Genomic DNA, 21,170 nt, shown 5'->3' with positions numbered 1-21,170 from the left:
TGATTCTACTACATTACAGCACGTCGCTGGCGTGATCGGCCAAGCGCGAGCGTTCGCCGCGCGCCAGGGTCACGTGGCCGCTGTGCGACCAGCCCTTGAAGCGGTCGACCACGTACGTCAGGCCGCTCGAACCCTCGGTCAGGTACGGCGTGTCGATCTGCGCGATGTTGCCCAGGCAGAGGATCTTGGTGCCCGGACCGGCGCGCGTGACCAGGGTTTTGACCTGTTTCGGCGTCAAGTTCTGCGCCTCGTCGATGATCAGGAACTTGTTGACGAAGGTGCGGCCGCGCATGAAGTTGAGCGACTTGATCTTGATGCGCGAGCGGATCAGGTCCTGCGTCGCCGCGCGGCCCCATTCGCCACCGTCCGAATCGGACTTGTTGAGCACTTCGAGGTTGTCGTCGAAGGCGCCCATCCACGGCGACATCTTCTCTTCCTCGGTGCCCGGCAGGAAACCGATGTCCTCGCCGACCGGCACCGTCACGCGGGTGACGATGATTTCGTTGTAGAGCTTGGTTTCCAGCACTTGCGCCAGGCCGGCCGCCAGCGCCAGCAGGGTTTTGCCGGTGCCGGCCTGGCCGAGCAGGGTGACGAAGTCGCATTCCGGATTCATCAGCAAGTTCAAGGCGAAGTTCTGCTCGCGGTTGCGGGCGGTCACACCCCACACATTGTTCTTGTTGTGGCTGAAGTCGCGCAGGGTTTGCAGCACGGCGGTCTTGCCGTTGATCTGCTTGACCTGGCCGTAGAACGGCGCTTCGCCATTCTTCGGCTCCAGGAAGATGAACTGGTTGACCAGCAGCGACGGCACGAACGGACCGGTGACGCGGTAGAACGTCGCGCTTTGGCCGTTTTTGTTTTCCTGCCACGATTCCAGATCCTTGCCGTGCTTGGTCCAGAAGTCGTCCGGCAGCTGGACGATCCCCGAGTACAGCAGGTCGGTATCTTCCATCACGTGGTCGTTGAAGTAGTCCTCGGCCGGCAGTCCCAGCGCACGCGCCTTGATGCGCATGTTGATGTCCTTCGACACCAGCACCACCGGACGGCCTTCCTGTTCGGCCTCCAGCGAGCGCACCACGGACAGGATCTGGTTGTCGGCCTTGCCGACCGGCAGGCCCACCGGCAGGTCGGCCGTTTGCATGCGGGTCTGGAAGTACAGACGGCCCTTGGCGTCCTTGTTGCCCAGCTTGGACAGCGGGATGCCGTTCTCGATGGCGTCGTCGTCGGTGTTGGAGACCAGCGCATCGAGCGTGCGCGAGACCTGGCGGGCGTTGCGCGCCACCTCGGTCATGCCCTTCTTGTGGTTGTCCAACTCCTCCAGCGTCATCATCGGCAGGTAGACGTCGTGCTCCTCGAAGCGGAACAGCGACGATGGATCGTGCATCAGCACGTTCGTGTCGAGCACGAACAGCTTGGTCGTGCCGGTCTGGTCGGCGTGGCGGCTGGTCGACGACTTGATCGCCACTTCGTTGGCCTTGTGCTTGGCCGGATGTGGCGCCTCGGCGGTGATCGGCGTGACCTTGCCGCGCGCGACGGGCGCGGCGGGAACGGCCTTGGCCTTGGCGGCCGGCTTGGCGGCCACCGGGGCCGGCGCCGGCGCCGGCGTCGCCTGGGCGGCCTTCAACACGGCCGGCGCGGCCTTCAGCACAGCGGCCACGGCCTTCGACTTGGCGGTGGTTTTCACTGGCGCCGCCGGCGCGGCTGGTGCGGGTTGCGCGGCGACCGGCGCCGCCGCCTTGGATTTCGCTACGGGTACTGCTTTGACGGGCGCCGCCTTCTTCGGCGCGGGTGCCGGCGCGATCTCGGCGACCGCCGCAATGGCGGAAACCGGGCGCGGCCCTGTCGCTTTTGGATAATCTTTTGCCAACAGTAAAGTCGCTGGCTTACTAGGTAATTTTGGCAGTGGCATCAGGATCTCAATTGAAAAATAACTGGAGGAATCCGCCCATAGGCGAGCGCACGTGTCCAGCGATGGAAACGTTGGTGCCGGATGGGGTGGATGCTGGGTGGAACAGGATAGTAGACTGCCGACGGGCGCACAGCTTGCCCGGAGAAAGTACCGCGTGGTGGCCGGCTGGCCACCATGTAGGGTGGGAAGAGTGACAGTGATGACTCAAAATGGTTAACAAAATGGCTGGATGCGCATGATTCTGCTACGGTTGAGCAACTCTGAAAGGCAACGCGCAAACCTGTTAAGCCTGACGCGCCACAAATTCCAGCACTTCATCGACGTGACCCGCTACCTTCACGCCTCTCCATTCTTTCACCAATTGACCGCTAGCGTCAATGACAAACGTGCTGCGCTCGACGCCACGGACGGTCTTGCCGTACATTTGCTTCATTTTCATGACGTTGAACTGCAAGCACACCGCTTCGTCGGCGTCGGAAATGAGCTCGAAAGGCAGGCCCAGCTTGGCTTTGAAGCCTTCGTGCGAGCGCAGCGAATCGCGGCTGATGCCGTAGATTTCGGTGCCGGCGGCCTGGAATTGCTCGTACAGGTCGCGGAACGCCATGTTCTCGGTGGTGCAGCCGGGGGTATTGTCTTTCGGGTAAAAAAACAGCACGGTGTGACGCGCTGGCCGGCCCGACAGCTGGAAAGTCTGGCCGCTCGTCATGGGGGCGGAAAAGTCGTTGACTACGGGTTGGCTATCAGCCACTGGTTTTCTCCTGGAGATGGACATCGACAATATGAGGGCGGGTTCTCACCCTTCAAGACGGCGCGCAAAGTAAATCTTGGCCCGTCGGCTTGACCGTGGGCATGGCCTATGGCCGCGTCCGCAGGCGGGCTTGCAGTTGCTCGGCCGTGATGGGCGCGCCATCGGCGGTCAGGCGGGAAATCGTCAGCATGCGGCCGTCGCCGCACACGCCGAAGATGCAATTATCCACTACGGTCAAGCCCGCTGGCAAACCGAGCGCGACGACATTGCCGAAATTGCCGGACAGGCGGGCGCGCTCGATCACGTAACGCACGCCGGCGATGTCGGTGAAGGCGCCGGGGTAGGGCGGCGCGGCGGCGCGGTGCAGATTGTAGACCTGCCGCGCCGGCTGGCGCCAGTCGATGCGGCCGTCCCCGGGCGGGCGCGGGTCGAAGCCGCCGTCCGCCGCGGCGTCGTTGCGCAGGCGCGGCGCGCTGCCGTCAAGCAGCGAAGGCAGCACCCGCCACAAGGTCTGCTCGGCCGCCACGACGACCTTGACGGCCACGTCGAACGCGGTGTCGTCGGGCAGGATCGGCACCTCCACCTGCGAGACGATGGCGCCGGCGCCCGGTTCCCCGGTCAACTCGTGCAGGCTGGCGCCGGTGACGACGGCGTCGTGCAGCACCGCCCGCTCGATCGGCGCGCCGCCCGCGAATTCCGGCAGCAGCGAGGCGTGCATGTTATAGGCGGGGGCGAGCGCGAGCAGCTGCGGCGACAGCGTGCGGCGATAGTCAAAGCTGAACAGCAGGTCCGGCCGTGTGGCGCGGATTTGTTCCAGCAGCCCCGGGGACGCGGCGCCGTCGGTGGTGATGCAGCGCAGGCGTTCTTCGCGGCACAGGGCGCGCACCGGTTCGTCGTCTTGGCCCGGGTCGCCGGCGTGGGTGAGCACCAGCGCGACGTCGACGCCGCCGGCCAGCAGCACCTTCAGGCAGCGCACGCCCAGCTGGCCGTGCGCGAAGACGACCGCGCGTTGGCGGCGCTCGGGCTCGTCCGCATCGTCGTCGGCGTCGTTCATGGCCGTGCGCCTTGTGCCGTCGGCCGGCTCAGGCGTCCGCCTTGGCGGTGGTGTCGATGATCAGCGCCAGCGTCACCTTGCGGCCTTCGCCCATCAGGATGTTGTAGGTGCGGCAGGCGGCCTGGCTGTCCATGCATTCGACGCCGATGCGGCGCATCGTCAGCGCGGCCGTCAGGCGCGGATGGATGAAGCGCTGCCGGGCGCCGGTGCCGAGGATGACGACGTCGGGCGCATCGGCGCCGATGATGTCGAAATGTTCGGCGGTGAGCGCTTCGAAGGTCGGCGCCGGCCAGGCGCGCGGCTCCGATTCGGGCAAGACGATCAGGCTGTAGTTGTAGCGCTGGGCGTTGATCTCGACGCCGGTTTCATCGTAGCCGGTGACGGTTTGGTACTTTTTGGTGTCGCTTGCGTGGAGCTTCATGGTGATATCGGCTGTTTGGTGGCTTGTCTTACTGGTATTAGTGGCATTGTAGCCTTTTTCAAGGGGCGCTTCGCCGTTTAGCCCCGCCAGAGGTTGATTAAACGGGTGGCTTTCGGCAGAATGGTCCTTTTCGCATTGCAGCACAGGCCGCCAGCGCGTTTTTGGCAGGCCACAGCGGTTTGCCTCACCAACACAGGATTTTATTTTGCGACCGATTAATAAATCGAACAAACTGGCGGAAGTCTGCTACGAGATCCGCGGGCCGGTGCCGGAAAAAGCCCGGCAAATGGAGGAAGAAGGCCACAAGATCACGAAGTTGAATATTGGCAACCTCGCCGTGTTCGGTTTCGACCCTCCGGACGAGATCGTCCAGGACATGAAGATCAACCTGTCCAACGCCGCCGGCTACACCGATTCCAAAGGGATGTTCGCGCCGCGCAAGGCGGTCATGCACTACACGCAGGGCAAGAACATCGCCGGCGTGTCGATCGACGACATTTACCTGGGCAATGGCGCGTCCGAGCTGATCGTCATGTCGATGAACGCGCTGCTCAACACCGGCGACGAGGTGCTGGTGCCGGCGCCCGACTATCCGCTGTGGACCGCCGCCGTCAGCCTGTCGGGCGGCACGCCGGTGCACTACATCTGCGACGAGCAGCAGGACTGGTTCCCGGACATCGATGACATCCGCCGCAAAATCAACTCGAACACGCGCGCTATTGTCGTCATCAACCCGAACAACCCGACCGGCGCGCTGTACCCGGTCGAGCTGCTGCAGCAGATCATCGAACTGGCGCGCCAGCACCAGTTGATCATCTACGCCGACGAAATCTACGACAAGGTGCTGTACGACGAGGCCGAGCACGTCTCGATCGCCTCGCTGGCCGACGACGTGCTGTTCGTCACCTTCAACGGCCTGTCGAAGAATTACCGCGCCTGCGGCTACCGCTCCGGCTGGATGGTGGTGTCGGGCGAGAAATCCCATGCGAAAGACTATATCGAGGGCCTCAACATGCTGGCCTCGATGCGCTTGTGCGCCAACGCACCGGGGCAGTTTGCGATCCAGACTGCGCTCGGCGGCTACCAGTCGATACAAGACCTGGTGGGACCGGGCGGGCGCCTGTTGAAGCAACGCGATCTGGCCTACAAGCTGCTGACCGATATTCCGGGCGTCACTTGTGTCAAGCCGAAAGCGGCGCTGTACATGTTCCCGCGCCTCGATCCGAAAATCTATCCGATTGCGGACGACCAGCAGTTCGCCTACGAATTGCTGGCAGAAACAAAAGTGCTCATCGTCCAGGGCAGCGGCTTCAACTGGATCGCGCCGGATCACTTCCGCGTCGTGTTCCTGCCGAACTCGGACGATATGACGGAGGCCTTTGGCCGTATCGCCAAATTCATGGAAGGCTACCGCAAACGCCACGGCGCCAGCTGCTAGGGCGTCGCGTTGCAGCCAGCCTCCACGCTCCACCGAACCGCAGATCAATAGAAACGAAACTATGAAACCCATCAAAGTAGGCTTGTTAGGCGTCGGCAACGTCGGCTCCGGAACGTTCAACGTGTTGGAACGCAACCAGGAAGAAATCCGCCGCCGCGCCGGCCGCGGCATCGAAGTGGTGGCCGTCTCGGCCCGCAACCTCGAGCGCGCCAAGGAGCGCACCGGCGGCAAGGTCAAGGTCGTCGCCGACCCGTTCGACATCGTCAACGATCCCGAGATCGACATCGTCGTCGAGCTGATCGGCGGCTACGACCAGGCCAAGGCGCTGGTGCTGCAAGCGATCGCCAACGGCAAGCACGTGGTCACCGCCAACAAGGCGCTGCTGGCCGTGCACGGCAACGAAATCTTCGCCGCGGCGCAGGAAAAGGGCGTCATGGTCGCGTTCGAAGCGGCGGTGGCCGGCGGCATCCCGATCATCAAGGCGCTGCGCGAAGGCCTGACCGCCAACCGCATCGACTGGCTGGCCGGCATCATCAACGGCACCACCAACTTCATCCTGTCCGAGATGCGCGACAAGGGCCTGGACTTCGCCACCGTGCTCAAGCAGGCGCAGGAGCTGGGCTACGCCGAAGCCGACCCGACCTTCGACATCGAAGGCGTCGACGCGGCGCACAAGGCCACCATCATGTCGGCCATCGCCTTCGGCATTCCGGTGCAGTTCGACAAGGCGCACGTCGAGGGCATCTCCAAGCTCAACGCGATCGACATCCGCTACGCCGAGCAACTGGGCTACCGCATCAAGCTGCTGGGCATCGCCAAGCGCGCCAAGGTCAACGGCGTCGAGGGCGTTGAATTGCGCGTGCATCCGACGCTGATCCCGAGCAAGCGCCTGATCGCCAACGTCGAAGGCGCGATGAACGCCGTGCTGGTGCAGGGCGACGCCGTCGGCGCCACGTTGTACTACGGTAAAGGCGCCGGCGCCGAGCCGACCGCGTCGGCCGTGATCGCCGACCTGGTCGACATCACCCGCCTGGCCACGGCCGATCCGGAGCACCGCGTGCCGCACCTGGCGTTCCAGCCGAACGCGATGACCAACATCGAAATCTTGCCGATGTCGGAAATCACCACCAGCTACTACCTGCGCATGAACGTCAGCGACCAGCCCGGCGTGCTGGCCGACCTGACCCGCATCCTGGCCGACGCGACGATTTCGATCGACGCCATGCTGCAAAAGGAACCGGCCGACGGCGAAACCAGGACCGACATCATCTTCCTGACGCACCAGACGCAGGAAAAGAACGTGACGGCGGCCATCGCCAAGATGGAAGCGCTGTCGACCGTCTGCGGCAGCGTGACCAAGATTCGTCTGGAAAACCTGAGCTGAGAACCACGAAGGAGCAAGCGTGGCCGGTTAATCGATTATAGTTGATTATCTGGCAACTCTTTGGGCAAAAAAAGTCCGGGTAGCGTCTACGCACGCTACCCGGAAAAGGGTCAGTTACTAGGGTGGTGTTGCGGTACTACGGATACTTCTACTGCAAGGTTTTTACTGCGGGAAACTCATTACTGCTCAATGGGTGCTCGATTGCTGCGCTGCTGCTTACTTCGAAGCGACGGTCAGTTCGCTTTTTACTTCTTTAACGCCGGGAACGGCCGATGCGACCTGAATGGCTTTGGTGCCCACTTCAGTGCTTGGCACGGCGCCGCTCAGCACGACCACACCGTCGGTGGTGGTCACGCCAATTTGTTTTTGATCGGCCAGCGAGGCCTTGATCTTGCTGGTGATGGCATCGTCATTGGTGGCGGTGCCAGTCTTCGCGGCTCCAGCCATAGCACCTTCTTGCTGACCCGCGGCGAAGGCGGTACCAGTAGCTGCGGCGGCGGTGAGGGTAGCGGCTACCATCAGGCGGGCGATCAGATTGGTGGTCATCATGATTTGCTTCCTTTTTCGAGTTGGGTAAAACGTCAGTGACGTACCCCATCCTTAGCAAGCAGCGTGCCAGCTATAAAAAGCTGTTTCAAATCATGGACTTATCAGAGTATTGCTTTTGGAGAATTGTCAAATCGTGATGTTTACGTCCACATTCCACGAATTTTGTCGTGAAATGGCGACAGCTTTATGTCGCCATTCGGTAAGTCATTGATTTTTAAGGGGATCGTCTTGTCGCTCGGAGGCGACAAGGGTGGGGTCGGTGCGGAACAGGCTGGCGTCGAGGTCGTATTTCTGCAGCAGCCGGTAGAACTCGGTCCGGTTACGCTCGGCCAGGCGGGCGGCGTCGGCCACGTTGCCGTCGGTTAGCTTGAGCAGCTGGACCAGGTAATTGCGCTCGAAGCGTTGCTTGGCTTCGGTGTAGCTGAGCACTTCCAGCGACGGCACGCGCAGCGCCCGCTGCACCAGCGACAACGGAATCAGCGGGGCGGTCGCCAGCGCGCACACGTGTTCGACCACGTTATACAGTTGCCGCACATTGCCCGGCCACGAGGCCGTGGTCAGCGCCTCGAGCGCGTCCGGGGCGTAGCCGCGCACCGTCTTGCCGTACTTGGCGGCCAGCGTGTGCAGGAACTGGGTCGCCATCGGCGTGATGTCCTCGCGCCGCTGCGACAGCGGCGGCAAGGTCAGCGTGATGACGTTGAGGCGGTAATACAGATCCTCGCGGAACTGGCCTTCGAGCATCGCCGCGTCGAGGTCGCGGTGGGTGGCCGACAGGATGCGCACGTCGACCGGCCTGGGGATGTCCGAGCCGAGCTGGCGCACCACGCGCTCTTGCAGCACCCGCAAAAGCTTTACCTGCAGCAACAGCGGCATATCGCCGATCTCGTCGAGGAACAGGGTGCCGCCGTCGGCGGCCTGGACCAGCCCCTCGCGGCTGCTGACGGCGCCCGTGTAGGCGCCTTTGACGTGGCCGAACAGCTCCGATTCGAGCAGCGCCTCCGGAATGGCGCCGCAGTTGACGGCGATGAAGGGCGCCTTGGCGCGGCGGCTGGCGCGGTGGATGGCGTTGGCCAGCAATTCCTTGCCGGTGCCGCTTTCGCCACGGATCAGGATGCTGGCATCGGACGCGGCCACCAGCCGGGCCTCGGCCAGCAGCTCGTCCATGCACTGGCTGCGGCTGATCAGGCCGGCGCGCCAGGCCTCGTCGCCGTTGGACGGACTGGCGGCCGGCGCGGACAGGCTCAGCGCCTGGGCGATGCGGTCCAGCAGCAGCTTGGCGTCGAACGGCTTGGTCAGGTAGGCGTAGGCGCCCAGCGTGGTCGCCTCGATGGCGTCGGGGATGGTGCCGTGCGCCGTCAGCAGGATCACCGGCAGCGCCGGATAGTTGTGGCGGATTTCCTGGAACAGCGACATGCCGTCGCGGTCCGGCAGGCGGATGTCGCTGATGACCAGACGAGGCAGCTCGATCGACATGCGCGCCAGCGCCGCCTCCGCGCTGCCGACGCCGGTGACCCGGTAGCCGTTGGCCGTCAGCCGCATCGACAGCAGGCGCAGCAGGTCGGCGTCGTCGTCGACCACCAACAAATGCGCGCCCTTGCCGGCCGGGTTGCGGGCGGCGCCGGCGGCGGCCAACTGTTCGTCGGCCGCGCTCACTTGATGATCCCCTGGGGCGCGCTGGCGGCCGGCCGGACCGGCAGCGTGCGCTCGATGTTTTTCAAGCCTTCGACCATGTCGTTGAGCTGGTCGATGCGGCGCTGGCTATCTTTCTGCTGCGCCGCCAGCCGGTCGACATGCTCGGCCAGCCGGCGCGCCTCGGCGCAATTGCTCGACAGCACCAGCGCCAGCGGTTTGAAAGCGGCCGCTTCGCTGTCGTTGGAGTTGCCGACGCCGTCGAACAGCGTTTGCGCGCGGGCCAGGTCGCCGCCGCCGCGCGTGAGCATCAGCACCATGCCCATCTGCATCGACAGGCGCGGGCTGCGCGGCTGCTGGGTCAGGCCGCTGAGCTCCTTGAGCAGTTCGCCCTGGCTCATGCGCCGCAGCGACTGGTGATAGTTCAGCAGCGGCCCGATCGCGTCGAGCGGCGGCGGTGGCGGCGCCAGCTCCACCACCACCGGCGGCGGCGGCGGCTCCGGCGCGGGCGCCGGCTTGGGCTGGATCTGGGTGCAGGCGGCCAGTACCAGGCACAGCAGCACGCACAGCAGGGGCGCCGGCGCGCGGGAGGAAGCGGGTTTTATGTAAGGGATCATGTTAACCATCGTGGGCGGCTTCAATAAGGTAGTTCGATTCGGAAACGGGCGCCCTGGTCGGACGGCAGCAGTTGCAACATGCCATGGTGCGCGGAGATGTATTCCTGCACGATCGACAGGCCGATGCCATTGCCGCGGCGCGCGCCGGGCGGCTGGCGCTGGCCCTGGTAAAACGGTTCGAAGATGCGCGCCGTGTCGTTCGGCGCCACGCCCGGCCCCTGGTCGGCGCAGTCGATCAGCAGCCGGTCGTTGCGTTCCTCGAGCTTGAAAGCGATCACGCCGCCCTGGGGACTGAAGCGCACGGCGTTCGACAGCAGGTTGCCGATCGCCACGCCCATTTTCTCGGCGTCGACCGTGATCGGGCGCGCCTTGCCCTCGGTGTGGACGGTCAGCTTGGCCGCCTGCCATTGCAGGCGCTGGCTGTCGATGGCGTGCGCGAGCAGCGCCGCCATGTCGGTCGGCTCCAGGTGCAGGTGGTGGGCGTCGAACGTCGCTTCGTTGTAGCGCAGCAGCGCTTCGATCTGCGACTGCAGCGCGACGGTGTTTTGATTCAGTATACCGGCGATTTCGCGCTGGTTGGGCGATAACGCGCCGGCCACGCCATCTTCCAGCAGGGCAACGCCTTCGCGCAGCGCCGCCAGCGGGGTCTTCAGTTCGTGCGAGATGTGGCGCAGGAACCGGGACTTGTCCTCCTCCAGGTTGGACAGGCGCTGGCGCAGCCAGTTCAATTGCTGGCCGACGCGCTGCAGGTCGGCCGGGCCGCGCACCTCGATGGTTTCGTCGAACCGGTTGGCGCCGAGCCGGTCGATCGCCGATTCGATCTGCGCCAGCGGCCGCGACAGCCACAGGCCGAAGCCGCCGGCCAGCAGCGCGGCCACCACGATGGAGGCGATCACTTGCGCCTTGAGCACGGCGCGCCGCCGGTCGAGCTCGGTCAACAGGGCGATATTGCGCAGTTCGACCTCCTGCTTGACCTCCTCGGCCAGCTGGGCGTTTATGCGCGGCAACAGTGCCAGCACTTTCTCCAGCGCCTGCCGGCGCGCGCTGGTGCGCGCGCGGGTCGGCATTTGCAGGATGTCCCAGGCTTGCTCGCCGGCCTGGCGCCAGGTGTCGAAGGCGATGTTGGGGGCGTGCGGCAGGCCGCGCTGGACGGCGTCGAGCGCGGCGCGGGCCTCGCGCCAGGCGTCGGCGTAGCGCATGCGGAAGGCCGGGTCGTCCAGCACCAGGTATTGGCGGGCGCTGCGCGTCATCGCCACGCTGCGCTCGTCGAGCTGCTGGGTGTTTTCGGTGAGCGCCAGCGCGTGGTGTCCGCTGTCGCGGCTGTGGAAGGCGAGACTGTCCAGCGTCCACAGCGCGTGCAGGGAGGCGGCACTCAGCAACACAGCAATCAACAGGAAGACGCCCAGCAGTAACTGGCGAAACGAGAGTTTCGAAAGCATTGTTGGTCGGTAGAGGAGAAATGACTGAATGATAGGCGAAACGGCGCCCGAGGTGTGTTTAATTGGAAATATTGCGAGGGCGGCGGGCGCGCGCTGCGGCCCGCCGTCAACCGGTTACGGTGCCCGCGGGCGCCCCGTGTGTTGCGCCAGGTCGCCGGGCGCCATCTCGAAGACGGCGACGTCGGTCTCGTACCAGCGCTCGACACCCCTGAAGCGCATGCCGATGCGCCGCATGACGGCCGACGAGGCCAGGTTTTCCTGGTGGCAGACCGCGAGCAATTGGCCGGCGCCCAGCCGCTCGAAAGCGAAGCGCGCCATGGCCAGCGCCGCCTCGGTGGCGTAGCCCTTGCCCTGCTGGTCGGCGCGCAGGCGCCAGGCCAGTTCCAGCGGGTTGCGCGGGTCGCGTTCCAGATGCTGCACGGCGCCGGTGCCGACGATCTGGCCGCTGTCAGCGGCGATGAAGGCCCACCATGCGTGGCCCAGCTCGGCCCACTTGATTTTGTGGCGGGCGATGAAGGCGGCGGTGTCCTCCGGCGTTTCCGGCCGTCCGGTGATGTAGCGCATCACCTCGGCATCGCCGCTGATCGCGCGCAAGCCGTCGAAGTGACGGTCGTCCACCGGCTCCAGCCGCAGGCGCGCGCTGGTGAGGATGTTCGATGGCATCGGCGTCACGCGGCCGGGCCGACGTCCATGCCGTCGTACGATTCCAGGCCGTGCTGTTCGGCGAACTGGTAGAACTGCTGGTTGCGGGCGTGCAGGGTGTCGACCGTGTGCTTCTCGACCTTTTCGATGTGCAACCACCACAGCGCCGGCGCGTCGCCGTCGGGCTTGGAGTCGTAGATGCCGACGATCTGATAACCCATCGCTTTCAGCGGCGCCTGCACCGCTTCCAGCTTGGCCTTGTCGGGGTCGGCGAAAAAGTAGCCCCACAACAGCGGCTTGTTGCTGTCCCACGGGGCGTTCTGCTTCATGTCGGCGAATAGCTCGACCATTTCTTCTTTGGTGATCATCTGTGTCTTTCTGCAAGCGACCCGGGGCACGCCACCCCGGGGTCAGGTCCGACATTCGGACATTTTGAAACTTTTTGATGGCTGAAAAGTTCCCCCATTTTGCCAAATGTCCGAATGTCGGACCTGACCCCGGTATTTTAACGGTTAAGCGCGATTGAACGTGACTGTCACTTTCAGGCCCCGGCCGCCGGCCGCTTCGTCGAGCGCGATGCCGGCGCCGTGCAGGCTGGCGATGTCGCGCACGATGGCCAGGCCAAGGCCGGCGCCGCCGGGGTTGCGCTCCAAGGTGGCGGCGGCGCGATAGAACGGCGCGAACACGCGCTCGCGCTCGGCCACGGCGATGCCCGGACCGCTGTCCTCGACCTCCAGCGCCACGCCGTCGTCATGCTCGACCACGCGCAGCGCCACCCGGCCGCCGGCCGGCGTGTAGCGCAGCGCGTTGTCGACCAGGTTGGCGATCATTTCGTGCAGCAGCAAGGCCTGGCCGCTGACGACGCCGTCGCGCTCGGCCTCCAGCGACAGGTCGATGTTCTTGGCCACCGCCGCCATCGCCATCTCCAGCCCGACCTGGCGCGCGCCGTCGCGCAGCGACACCGGCGCCGCCTGCGCGGCGGCGCCGTCGGCGTCGCCGCCATGCTCGATGCGCGCCAGGGTCAGCAGCCGGTTGGCCAGGTTGACGGTGGAGTCGGTGGTGGCGGCGATGCCGTGGACGATGTGGCGCAGCGCCGCCTTGGTCTCCTCGGGCGGCACGCCGGGCCGGTCGCATTCGCGCAGCGCCAGTTCGGCCTGCGTCTTGAGCACCGTCAGCGGCGTGCGCAGCTGGTGCGAGGCATCGGCGATGAAGCGGCGCTGGCTGCTGATCAACAGCTGCAGGCGCGAGCGCGAACTGTTCATCGCCGCCACCAGCGGCCGCACCTCCTTGTGCACCAGCGCCGGATCGACATCGGACGAATCGTTCAAGCTGCGCGTTTCGACCGCGATCTTGAGCCGCATCAGCGGCTGCAGCACCAGCCGCACCGCGAACCACACCAGCAGCGCGAGCGCCAGCAGCAGCAAGGCTTGCCAGGTCAAGGTGTCGAACAGGATCTGGTTCGACAGGCCGCGCCGCGCCTCGAGCGTCTCGCCGACCTGGATCAGCGCGATGCCGCGCATCGAGTCGTCGTACACCGGTTGCAGCAGCGCGGCGATGCGCACCGGCTGGCCGTTGTAGTTGGCGTGATAGAAGCGCACCAGCGCCGGATAGGCCTCCGAGCGCGGTACGTTGGCCGGCACCGCCGGCAGGTCGCCGTAGCCGGACACGGTCTCGCCGTCGATGCCGGTGACCTTGTAGAAGATGCGCCCCAGGGTGTCGGTCTCGAAGCTGTCGAGCGCCACGTAGGGCACGTCGGCCACCACCTTGCCGCCGACGATGGAGACGCGTTCGGCCAGCGCGCGCGTGGACGCCAGCAGCGAGCGGTCGTAGGCGACATCGGCCGCGTCCAGCGCGTTGCGATAGACCGACACCGTGTTGAGCGCGACCAGCGCCAGCAAGGGGCCCAGCAACCAGCGCAGCAACTGGCCGCGCAGGCTGCCCAAGGTGGCGCCGGGGCCGAAGCGCTTGGCGAGCCTGGTCAAGAGCGGCATCGGTGCGTGGCTCCGCGCGTCAGTCGGCGGCCAGCGCCGGACGCGGTTGCAGCAGGTAGCCGATGCCGCGCAAGGTGGTGATGATGGCGGCGTCCGGCGCGGCGATGTCGAGCTTTTTGCGCACGCGGTGGATATACAGCTCGATGGCGTCGATGTTGGCGTCGTCGGCCAGCGCGAATACCTCGTCGAACAGCTTTTCCTTCGAGACGGCGCGGCCGGCGCGCGTGATCAGCGTTTCGAGCACCGCGTGTTCGCGCGGCGTCAGCGCCAGCGCGTTGCCGGCGTAGGTGAACATGCGCGTGACGGTGTCGAAACTGAGCGCGCCGCAGTGATGCACCAGCGCCTCGTTGCCGACGCTGCGGCGCAGCAGCGCCTTGACGCGCGCCTCCAGCTCCGCCAGTTCGAACGGCTTGGCGAGGTAGTCGTCGGCGCCCAGGTTCAGGCCCCGCACCCGTTCATCGAGGCCGCCGCGCGCGGTGAGGATCAGCACCGGCGTCTGGCCGCGCGGCGCGGCGCGCGCGCGCAGGCGCTTGAGCACCTCCAGGCCGTCCATGCGCGGCAACGTCAGGTCCAGGATCAGCAGCGCGTAATCCTGCGTGTGCAGCAGGGCGTCGGCGTCGGCGCCGTTGTCCGCGCATTCGACCGTCAGATGGGCGTCGCGCAGCGCTTTGGCCAGCCAGTGCGACAGCTCGGTGTGGTCTTCAACTAACAGTATGCGCATAAATTCTTGCCATGGCGTAAAAATGGGTTCAGTGTAAGGCCAGAATCATCGTCGCCCCCGCGTGAAAAGGGAAGGCCTATCGGCTTTGTGGCGCGAGGACGACAGGAACTACCCTTCCTGATGCGGTGAAAGGTAAGTGAAAGGTAATTGAAAGGATGCGACTTCTATAGTGGCACCCTGATAGCAAATATCAGGCATCACGAATAACTATAACCACTGGAGACACAATGAAAAAATCCCCATTCAGCCTTGCCATCCTGGCATTGGCGGCAGCCGCCGGCGGCGCCGCGCAAGCCCAATCGAATGTGCAAGTCTATGGCTTGCTGGACGTCGGCGTCGAAAACGCCAATAACTCCAGCGCCACCGGCGGTAGCAATACCCGCGTGATTTCGGGTGGCATGAACACCTCGCGCTGGGGCATCCGGGGTACCGAGGACCTGGGCGGTGGTCTCAAGGCCGTCTTCAATCTGGAGGGCGGGATCCTGATGGACACCGGCGCCCAGGACGGCGCGCTGTTCCGCCGCCAGGCCTACGTGGGCCTGGAAGGCGCCTTCGGCCGCGTGGTCGTCGGCCGCTCGTTCACCAGTGTCTACGACACGGTGATCGGCTACGATCCGATGGGCTTTGCGCCATACTATTCGTGGGCGACCTCGGGTCCGGCCACCGGCCCAAGCAAATACGGCTTCACCACCGGCTACGATAACCTGATCAAGTACGCCGGCACCTTCGGTAACTTCCGCTTCGGCGCCAACTACGCCGCCGGCGAACAGACCAGCGGCGTGGCCGACAGCGCCAAGATGGGCGCGACCGTCGCCTACAAGTTCGGCCCGGCCAACGTGATGGCCACCTATGAGCGCAACAACGGCAACACCGTGGCCGCCACCGGCAACCGCGATGAAAACACCGTGTGGCACGTCGGCGCCAACTACGAAACGGGTCCGCTGAAATTCTGGGCCGTGCTGCGCGACTACAACCTGACCGCCGGCCGCGCCGCGACCGCCGACGTCGAAGCCACCACCACCTGGGGCGGCGTGGCCTACAAGCCGAACGAGGTGACCACCATCACCGGCGCGGTCTACCACGTCGACGTCAAGAACGTCGCCGCCAATACCGACGCCGATCCGACCATGTACGTGCTGCGCTACCGCTACGCGCTGTCCAAGCGCACCGACGTGCATATTTCGGGCGCCTACGCCAAGGCCAAACACGGCCAGCTCACCGGCCTGTCGCGCGACGACGCCGGCTTCGCCAACAGCCAGCGCGGTATCACCGTCGGCATGCAGCACCGCTTCTAAGCCGCTTCGCAACGAAGACCGGGCCGTGTCGATATTTATCTGCAAGTCGACGCGGCCTGAAAGCGCTTTGAAAGCTTCACCGCTCTAAGATAACCATACAAGATGACTAAAGTTTTGCAGGCTTTGATCGCCGCGCTGTTTTTATTATGCGCGGTGGCGCGGGCGGCAAGCGTGGAGTGCATCGTGCCGTCCAAACCGGGTGGCGCGATGGACCTTACCTGCAAGCTGGCGCAAAAGGGCCTGCTGGGCTTGCGCGAGGCGCCCAAGCCGCCGCCGTCGGACATGCGCATCACCTATCTGCCGGGCGGAATCGGCGCGGTGGCCTGGCATTCGCTGGTGTCGCAGCGGCGCCGCGCGGAGCCGAACACGCTGGTGGTGTTTTCGGGCGGCTCGCTGCTCAATCTGGCGCAGGGCAAGTTCGGCAAGGCCAGCGCCAACGATGTGCGCTGGGTGGCGGCGCTGGGAACGGATTACGGCATGATCGCGGTGCGCGCCGATTCGCCTTACAAGACGCTGGCCGATCTGCTGGCGGCGTTGAAGAGGAATCCGCAGAAGGTGCTGATCGGCGTCTCCGGCACCATCGGCAGCCAGGATTGGCTGAAGATGGCGATGGTGTTCAAGACCGCCGGGCTAGACCCGAAGGTGCTGCGCTTCGTGGCGCTGGAGGGCGGCGGCGAGGCCTTCACGGCGATGCATGCCGATTATGTGCAGGTGGTGTCGGGCGACGCCAGCGAAGCGACGCTGTACGCGGCCGACGGCAACACCCGGGTGCTGGCGGTGCTGTCGGAGAAGCGCCTACCCGGCGTGCTGGCCAACGTGCCGACCGCGCGCGAGCAGGGCGTGGACGTGGTGTGGCCGGTGATCCGCGGTTTGTGGATGGGCCCCCAGGTGCCCGATGCGGTGTACCGGCAGTGGGTGTCGGCCTTCGACCGCGTGCTGGCCGATCCGAAGTTCGCGCAGACGCGCGCGGCGGCCGGGTTGTATCCGTTTGCGCTGACCGGCGACGCATTGAAAGCTTATGTAACAAAGGCCGTAGACGATTACGGCAGGCACGCCGCCGAACTCGGTCTGGTGCGCTGATCACAAAAAATTATTAAAACAATTGGAGACTAAAAAATGATGTTAAAGACCTCAGTGGCCGCCGCATGCGCGTCCCTCTCGTTCGCGCTGTTCGCAACCTCCAACGCCGCCTTCGCGCAAGTGCCCGCCGGCTATCCGGCCGACTACCAGAAGATCATCGACGGCGCCAAGAAAGAGGGCAAGCTGGTGGTCTACGGCGCCACCGACAGCAAGGCCACGCAGCCGCTGATCAAGGATTTCAGCGCCCAGTTCCCCGGTATCACCGTCGAATACAACGACATGAATTCGACCGAGGTATACAACCGCTTCATCTCCGAGGTGGCCGCCGGCGGCGCCACCGCCGACGCGGTGTGGTCGTCGGCGATGGACCTGCAAATGCGCCTGGCCTCGGACGGCTACGCGATGAAGTACAAATCGGTCGAGGCGCCGAAGCTGCCGGCATGGGCGATGTGGGACGACCAGGCCTACGGCACCACGTTCGAGCCGGCCGCCATCGTCTACAACAAGCGCCTGGTGGACGCCAAGGAAGTGCCGCAGACGCACGCCGACTTCGCCAAGCTGATTCAGACGCCGAAGTTCAAGGACAAGGTCACCACCTACGACATCGAAAAATCGGGCGTCGGCTTCATGTTCATGACGCAGGACGCGCGCGAGAATCCCAAGTTCCTCGACATGCTCAACGCCTTCGGCGCCGCCAAGGTGCGCGTGCAGTCGTCGACCGGCACCATGATGGAACGGATTTCCTCGGGCGAGAACCTGATCGGCTACAACGTCGTGGGCTCCTACGCGCTGGTGCGCGCCAAGACCGATCCTTCGCTCGGCGTGGTGCTGCCGAAGGATTACACGCTGGTGATGTCGCGCGTCCTGTTCATCAACAAGGCCGCCAAGAATCCGAACGCCGCCAAGCTGTGGCTCGATTACATGCTGTCCCATCGCGGCCAGACCATCGTCGCAAACGACTCCAAACTGTTCGCGATCCGCGCCGACGTCACCGGCGAGACCACCTCGGCGGACCTGATCAAGCAGATCGGCAAGGACAACGTCAAGCCGGTGCCGGTGCATCCGATGGTGCTGCAGTTCCTCGGACCGGCCAAGCGCATGGCCTTCCTCAAACAGTGGAAAGAATCGGCCGGCAAGAAGTAAGCGCTGAACGCAAGCTTTTGGAGCAAGCGTCACCTGTAAGCGTCACCCCAGGTCCACCCACCGCCGCACCGACGCGCGGCTGGGTGCCCGCACGCGTCTGAATAACGGAATTCCTATGCAAACTATGACACTCCCCGGCTCCGGCCGGCGCAGCCTGAACTGGCCGCGCGGCGTGGTGGTGGTACTCGCCTCCATCGCCATCTTCCTGCCGCTGTTCCTGATCTTCTATCAAAGCTTTTTGAGCGCGCCGTTCTTCATGCCGGTCAAGGAGCTGGGCCTCGACGCCTACCGCTTCATCTTCGACGACCCCGATTTCACGACGGCGTTCAAAAACGCCTTCATCCTGGCCGTCGGCCTGGCCGCCATCGCCGTGCCGCTGGGCGGCATGCTGGCGTTCCTGATGATCCGCACCGACCTGCCGGCCAAGGGCTTCATCGCGCCGCTGCTGCTGGTGCCGATCTTCGTCTCGCCGATGGTGATGGGCTTCGGTTACGTCGTCTCGATGGGGCCCGTCGGCTTCTATTCGCTGTGGGCCAAGGACATCCTCGGCATGGTCCCGTGGAATATCTATTCGTTCACCAGCATCGTCGTGATCGCCGGCCTGACGCACGTGCCGCACGTGTACCTGTACGCCTCGTCCGCGCTCAAGAGCCTGGGCTCGGACGTGGAGGAGGCCGCGCGCGTGGCCGGCGCCTCGCCGCTGCAGGTGATGTTCAACGTCTCGCTGCCGATGATCACGCCGGCGCTGGCGTATGCCGGCGTGCTGGTGTTCTTCCTCGGCTTCGAGGTGTTCGGCCTGGTGCTGGTGCTGGGCGACCCCGAGGGCCACATGGTGCTGGCCACCTATCTCTATAAGCTGACCAACAAAATGGGCACGCCGTCCTACCACCTGATGGCCGCCGTCGCCGTCTGCCTGGTGATGGTGACGATGCCGCTGGTGATGGTGCAGCGCCACCTGCTCAAATCGGCCAACAAGTTCGTCTCGATCAAGGGCAAGGGCGCGCGCTCGAAGCCGATGCCGCTGGGTAGCTGGAAGTGGCTGGCCTTCGCGCTGATCTTCGCCTGGCTGATGTTCACCATCATCATGCCGCTGTCGGGCATCGTGCTGCGCTCCTTCGTCCAGTACTGGGGCGAGGGCGTCAAGCTGGCCGACGTGCTGACGTTGCAGCACTTCCGCGAGATCCTCGAGCAGCCGGCGCTGGTGCGCGGCATCGTCAACACGGTGCTGATCGGCGTGATCGGCGGCGCGCTGGCGGTGATCTGCTACAGCGCCATCGCGCTGGCGATGCACCGCAAGCCCGATGCCATCACCCGCTTCCTCGACTACAGCGTGCTGGTGCCGCGCGCCGTGCCCGGCCTGCTGGCCGGCCTGTCGTTCCTGTGGGTGTTCCTGTTCGTGCCAAGCTGGCTCGATGGCATGTTGAAGGGCATGGACAACGGCGTGGCGCTGTGGCTCAGCGAGCACGCGATCCCGCTGCTGCGGTCCGTGCGCTCGACCATCTTCGCCCTGTGGCTGGCGTATTCGGTGGTGTGGCTGGCCTACGGCATGCGCCTGATCTCGACCGCGCTGCTGCAGGTGGGGCCGGAGCTGGAGGAGGCGGCGCGCGCGGTCGGCGCCCGGCGCGGCCAGGTCACGCGCGACGTCACGCTGCCGCTGGTCAAATACGGTTTGCTGGGCGCGTGGCTGATGGTGTTCCTGATCTTCGAGCGCGAATACTCGACCGGCGTGTACCTGCTCACGCCCGGCACGGAGGTGATCGGGGCGATGATCGTGTCGCTATGGGCGAGCGGCTCCACCGATCTGGTGGCGGCGCTATCGTTCATCAACATCTCGCTGGTGGCCATCGGCCTGGGCATCGCCTTGCGCTTCGGGGTCAAGTTGCACAACTAAGCTACGCCATCGATCCAAACAACGCGCCAAACACTGCGTCAAACAATATGAAACGAGACACCACCATGAACGAATTAACCGTCAACGACCTGCACCTGGACTACGGCACCGGCGCCCATGCCAATCAAATCCTGAAGGGGGTGTCGATGCACCTTCAGAAGGGCGAAGTGGTGGCGCTGCTCGGGCCTTCGGGCAGCGGCAAGACCACCTTGCTGCGCGCGGTGGCCGGCCTGGAAAGCGCCAAGCAGGGCACCATCTCCATCGGCGAGCGCAATGTCTACGACGGCTCGAAGAACTTCGAGATGCCGGCCGAGCACCGCAACCTGGGACTGGTGTTCCAGTCGTATGCGCTGTGGCCGCACAAGACGGTGTTCGACAACGTCGCCTATGGCCTCAAGCTGCGCAAGATGGGCGCCGCCGACATCAAGGACAAAGTCGCCGACGTGCTGAAAAACCTGGGCCTGGGCCATCTGGCCGAGCGCTATCCGCACCAGCTGTCCGGCGGCCAGCAGCAGCGCGTGGCGATCGCCCGCGCGCTGGTCTACAACCCGCCGGTGATCCTGCTCGACGAACCGCTGTCGAACCTGGACGCCAAGCTGCGCGAGGAGGCGCGCGCCTTCCTGCGCGAGTTGATCGTGCGACTGGGCCTGTCGGCGCTGATGGTGACCCACGACCAGGCCGAGGCGATGGCGATCTCGGACCGCATCCTGCTGCTCAACAACGGCAAGATCGAACAGCAAGGCACGCCGCAAAGCATGTACGAGACGCCGGAGACGCTGTTCACGGCGGAGTTCATGGGCAGTAACAACCGCCTGCCGGCCAAGGTCGTGCAGCGCGACGGCGCCCGGGTGCGGCTGGACGTCAACGGCACCGCGCTGACCGGCACCGCGCGCGGCGCCGGCGGCGGCGAACCGTCGACCATCATCCGCGTCGAGGAGGTGAAGATCAGTCCGACGCCGGTGGAAAACGCCATCGAGTTGCCGCTGCTGACCTGCATGTATCTGGGCGACCGCTTCGAATGCCTGTTCAAGAGCCCGGCGGGCGGAGGCGAGTTCGGTCTGCGCGCCTATTCCAAATACAAGCTGGAAGCGGGTAACTACTGGTTGCAATTGCCTGTCGACAAGTTGTGGGTGTTCTAAGACGCCAACCGGAGTGATCCGGTCGACAAAAGGACGGGATCGCAGCGATGCGACCCGTCTTTTTTTTTTGCCCCGGGACAAAC

The 21,170-nt window shown here is 64.9% G+C and carries 19 protein-coding genes; 7 read left to right on the top strand and 12 right to left on the bottom strand.

Annotated features, from left to right (window positions below):
• Positions 1-13: 13 nt before the first annotated feature.
• The 4 genes from BMX85_RS06110 to BMX85_RS06095 all read right to left on the bottom strand — a co-directional run bounded on the left by BMX85_RS06110 (position 14) and on the right by BMX85_RS06095 (position 4,129).
• Positions 14-1,906, bottom strand: coding sequence for a PhoH family protein (locus BMX85_RS06110; protein WP_090314734.1), 1,893 nt, complete (start codon positions 1,904-1,906; stop codon positions 14-16).
• Between the two features lie 283 nt (positions 1,907-2,189).
• Complete coding sequence (locus BMX85_RS06105) at positions 2,190-2,678, bottom strand: peroxiredoxin (RefSeq protein WP_090314733.1); 489 nt, start codon at positions 2,676-2,678, stop codon at positions 2,190-2,192.
• Positions 2,679-2,760: 82 nt separating this feature from the next.
• Positions 2,761-3,708 (bottom strand): formyltransferase family protein, encoded by a 948-nt coding sequence (locus tag BMX85_RS06100; protein WP_090314730.1) that lies wholly within the window; start codon positions 3,706-3,708, stop codon positions 2,761-2,763.
• Between the two features lie 28 nt (positions 3,709-3,736).
• Entirely contained in the window at positions 3,737-4,129 is a 393-nt protein-coding gene (locus tag BMX85_RS06095; RefSeq protein ID WP_090314728.1) for an Mth938-like domain-containing protein, read from the bottom strand.
• A 205-nt stretch (positions 4,130-4,334) separates the two neighbouring features.
• Here BMX85_RS06095 and BMX85_RS06090 point away from each other — a divergent pair, with 205 nt between their 5' ends.
• A complete protein-coding gene (locus tag BMX85_RS06090; RefSeq protein ID WP_090314727.1) occupies positions 4,335-5,567 on the top strand; it encodes a pyridoxal phosphate-dependent aminotransferase in 1,233 nt (410 codons plus the stop codon).
• Between the two features lie 61 nt (positions 5,568-5,628).
• Entirely contained in the window at positions 5,629-6,951 is a 1,323-nt protein-coding gene (locus BMX85_RS06085) for a homoserine dehydrogenase (protein ID WP_090314726.1), read from the top strand.
• Positions 6,952-7,167: 216 nt separating this feature from the next.
• Here the strand turns inward: BMX85_RS06085 and BMX85_RS06080 are convergent, their stop codons facing one another.
• The 8 genes from BMX85_RS06080 to BMX85_RS06045 form a co-directional block, all read right to left on the bottom strand.
• The gene (locus BMX85_RS06080; protein WP_090314725.1) at positions 7,168-7,500 is read right to left on the bottom strand and encodes a BON domain-containing protein; all 333 of its coding nucleotides are present in this window, start codon (positions 7,498-7,500) and stop codon (positions 7,168-7,170) included.
• A gap of 204 nt (positions 7,501-7,704) precedes the next feature.
• Positions 7,705-9,153, bottom strand: coding sequence for a sigma 54-interacting transcriptional regulator (locus tag BMX85_RS06075; protein WP_307172923.1), 1,449 nt, complete (start codon positions 9,151-9,153; stop codon positions 7,705-7,707).
• Positions 9,150-9,746, bottom strand: coding sequence for a hypothetical protein (locus BMX85_RS06070; protein ID WP_090314724.1), 597 nt, complete (start codon positions 9,744-9,746; stop codon positions 9,150-9,152). Before BMX85_RS06070 ends, BMX85_RS06075 begins: the two co-directional genes overlap by 4 nt.
• A gap of 20 nt (positions 9,747-9,766) precedes the next feature.
• A complete protein-coding gene (locus BMX85_RS06065; protein ID WP_090314723.1) occupies positions 9,767-11,185 on the bottom strand; it encodes a HAMP domain-containing sensor histidine kinase in 1,419 nt (472 codons plus the stop codon).
• 114 nt (positions 11,186-11,299) lie between these two features.
• Positions 11,300-11,848, bottom strand: a complete 549-nt coding sequence (locus BMX85_RS06060) for a GNAT family N-acetyltransferase (RefSeq protein WP_090315272.1) — start codon at positions 11,846-11,848, stop codon at positions 11,300-11,302.
• Positions 11,849-11,853: 5 nt separating this feature from the next.
• Entirely contained in the window at positions 11,854-12,195 is a 342-nt protein-coding gene (locus BMX85_RS06055; protein ID WP_090314722.1) for a ribonuclease E inhibitor RraB, read from the bottom strand.
• A 144-nt stretch (positions 12,196-12,339) separates the two neighbouring features.
• Positions 12,340-13,818, bottom strand: coding sequence for a sensor histidine kinase (locus tag BMX85_RS06050; protein WP_090314721.1), 1,479 nt, complete (start codon positions 13,816-13,818; stop codon positions 12,340-12,342).
• 19 nt (positions 13,819-13,837) lie between these two features.
• Positions 13,838-14,539 carry a response regulator gene (locus tag BMX85_RS06045; RefSeq protein WP_090314720.1) on the bottom strand — a complete coding sequence of 234 codons (702 nt, stop codon included), beginning with the start codon at positions 14,537-14,539 and terminating at the stop codon, positions 13,838-13,840.
• 227 nt (positions 14,540-14,766) lie between these two features.
• On the opposite strand from BMX85_RS06045, the gene BMX85_RS06040 reads away from it, so the two are divergent.
• The 5 genes from BMX85_RS06040 to BMX85_RS06020 all read left to right on the top strand — a co-directional run bounded on the left by BMX85_RS06040 (position 14,767) and on the right by BMX85_RS06020 (position 21,087).
• Positions 14,767-15,834 (top strand): porin, encoded by a 1,068-nt coding sequence (locus BMX85_RS06040; RefSeq protein ID WP_090314719.1) that lies wholly within the window; start codon positions 14,767-14,769, stop codon positions 15,832-15,834.
• A 102-nt stretch (positions 15,835-15,936) separates the two neighbouring features.
• Entirely contained in the window at positions 15,937-16,914 is a 978-nt protein-coding gene (locus tag BMX85_RS06035; RefSeq protein WP_090314718.1) for a Bug family tripartite tricarboxylate transporter substrate binding protein, read from the top strand.
• A 36-nt stretch (positions 16,915-16,950) separates the two neighbouring features.
• Complete coding sequence (locus BMX85_RS06030; RefSeq protein WP_090314717.1) at positions 16,951-18,057, top strand: ABC transporter substrate-binding protein; 1,107 nt, start codon at positions 16,951-16,953, stop codon at positions 18,055-18,057.
• Between the two features lie 115 nt (positions 18,058-18,172).
• Positions 18,173-19,948, top strand: a complete 1,776-nt coding sequence (locus tag BMX85_RS06025; protein ID WP_090314716.1) for an ABC transporter permease — start codon at positions 18,173-18,175, stop codon at positions 19,946-19,948.
• A gap of 65 nt (positions 19,949-20,013) precedes the next feature.
• Positions 20,014-21,087 carry an ABC transporter ATP-binding protein gene (locus BMX85_RS06020; RefSeq protein WP_090314715.1) on the top strand — a complete coding sequence of 358 codons (1,074 nt, stop codon included), beginning with the start codon at positions 20,014-20,016 and terminating at the stop codon, positions 21,085-21,087.
• Positions 21,088-21,170 lie beyond the last annotated feature (83 nt).

The organism is Duganella sp. CF517 (genome assembly GCF_900110275.1).
GTDB lineage: Bacteria > Pseudomonadota > Gammaproteobacteria > Burkholderiales > Burkholderiaceae_D > Rugamonas.
This window is presented reverse-complemented; position numbering and strand designations above follow the sequence as displayed.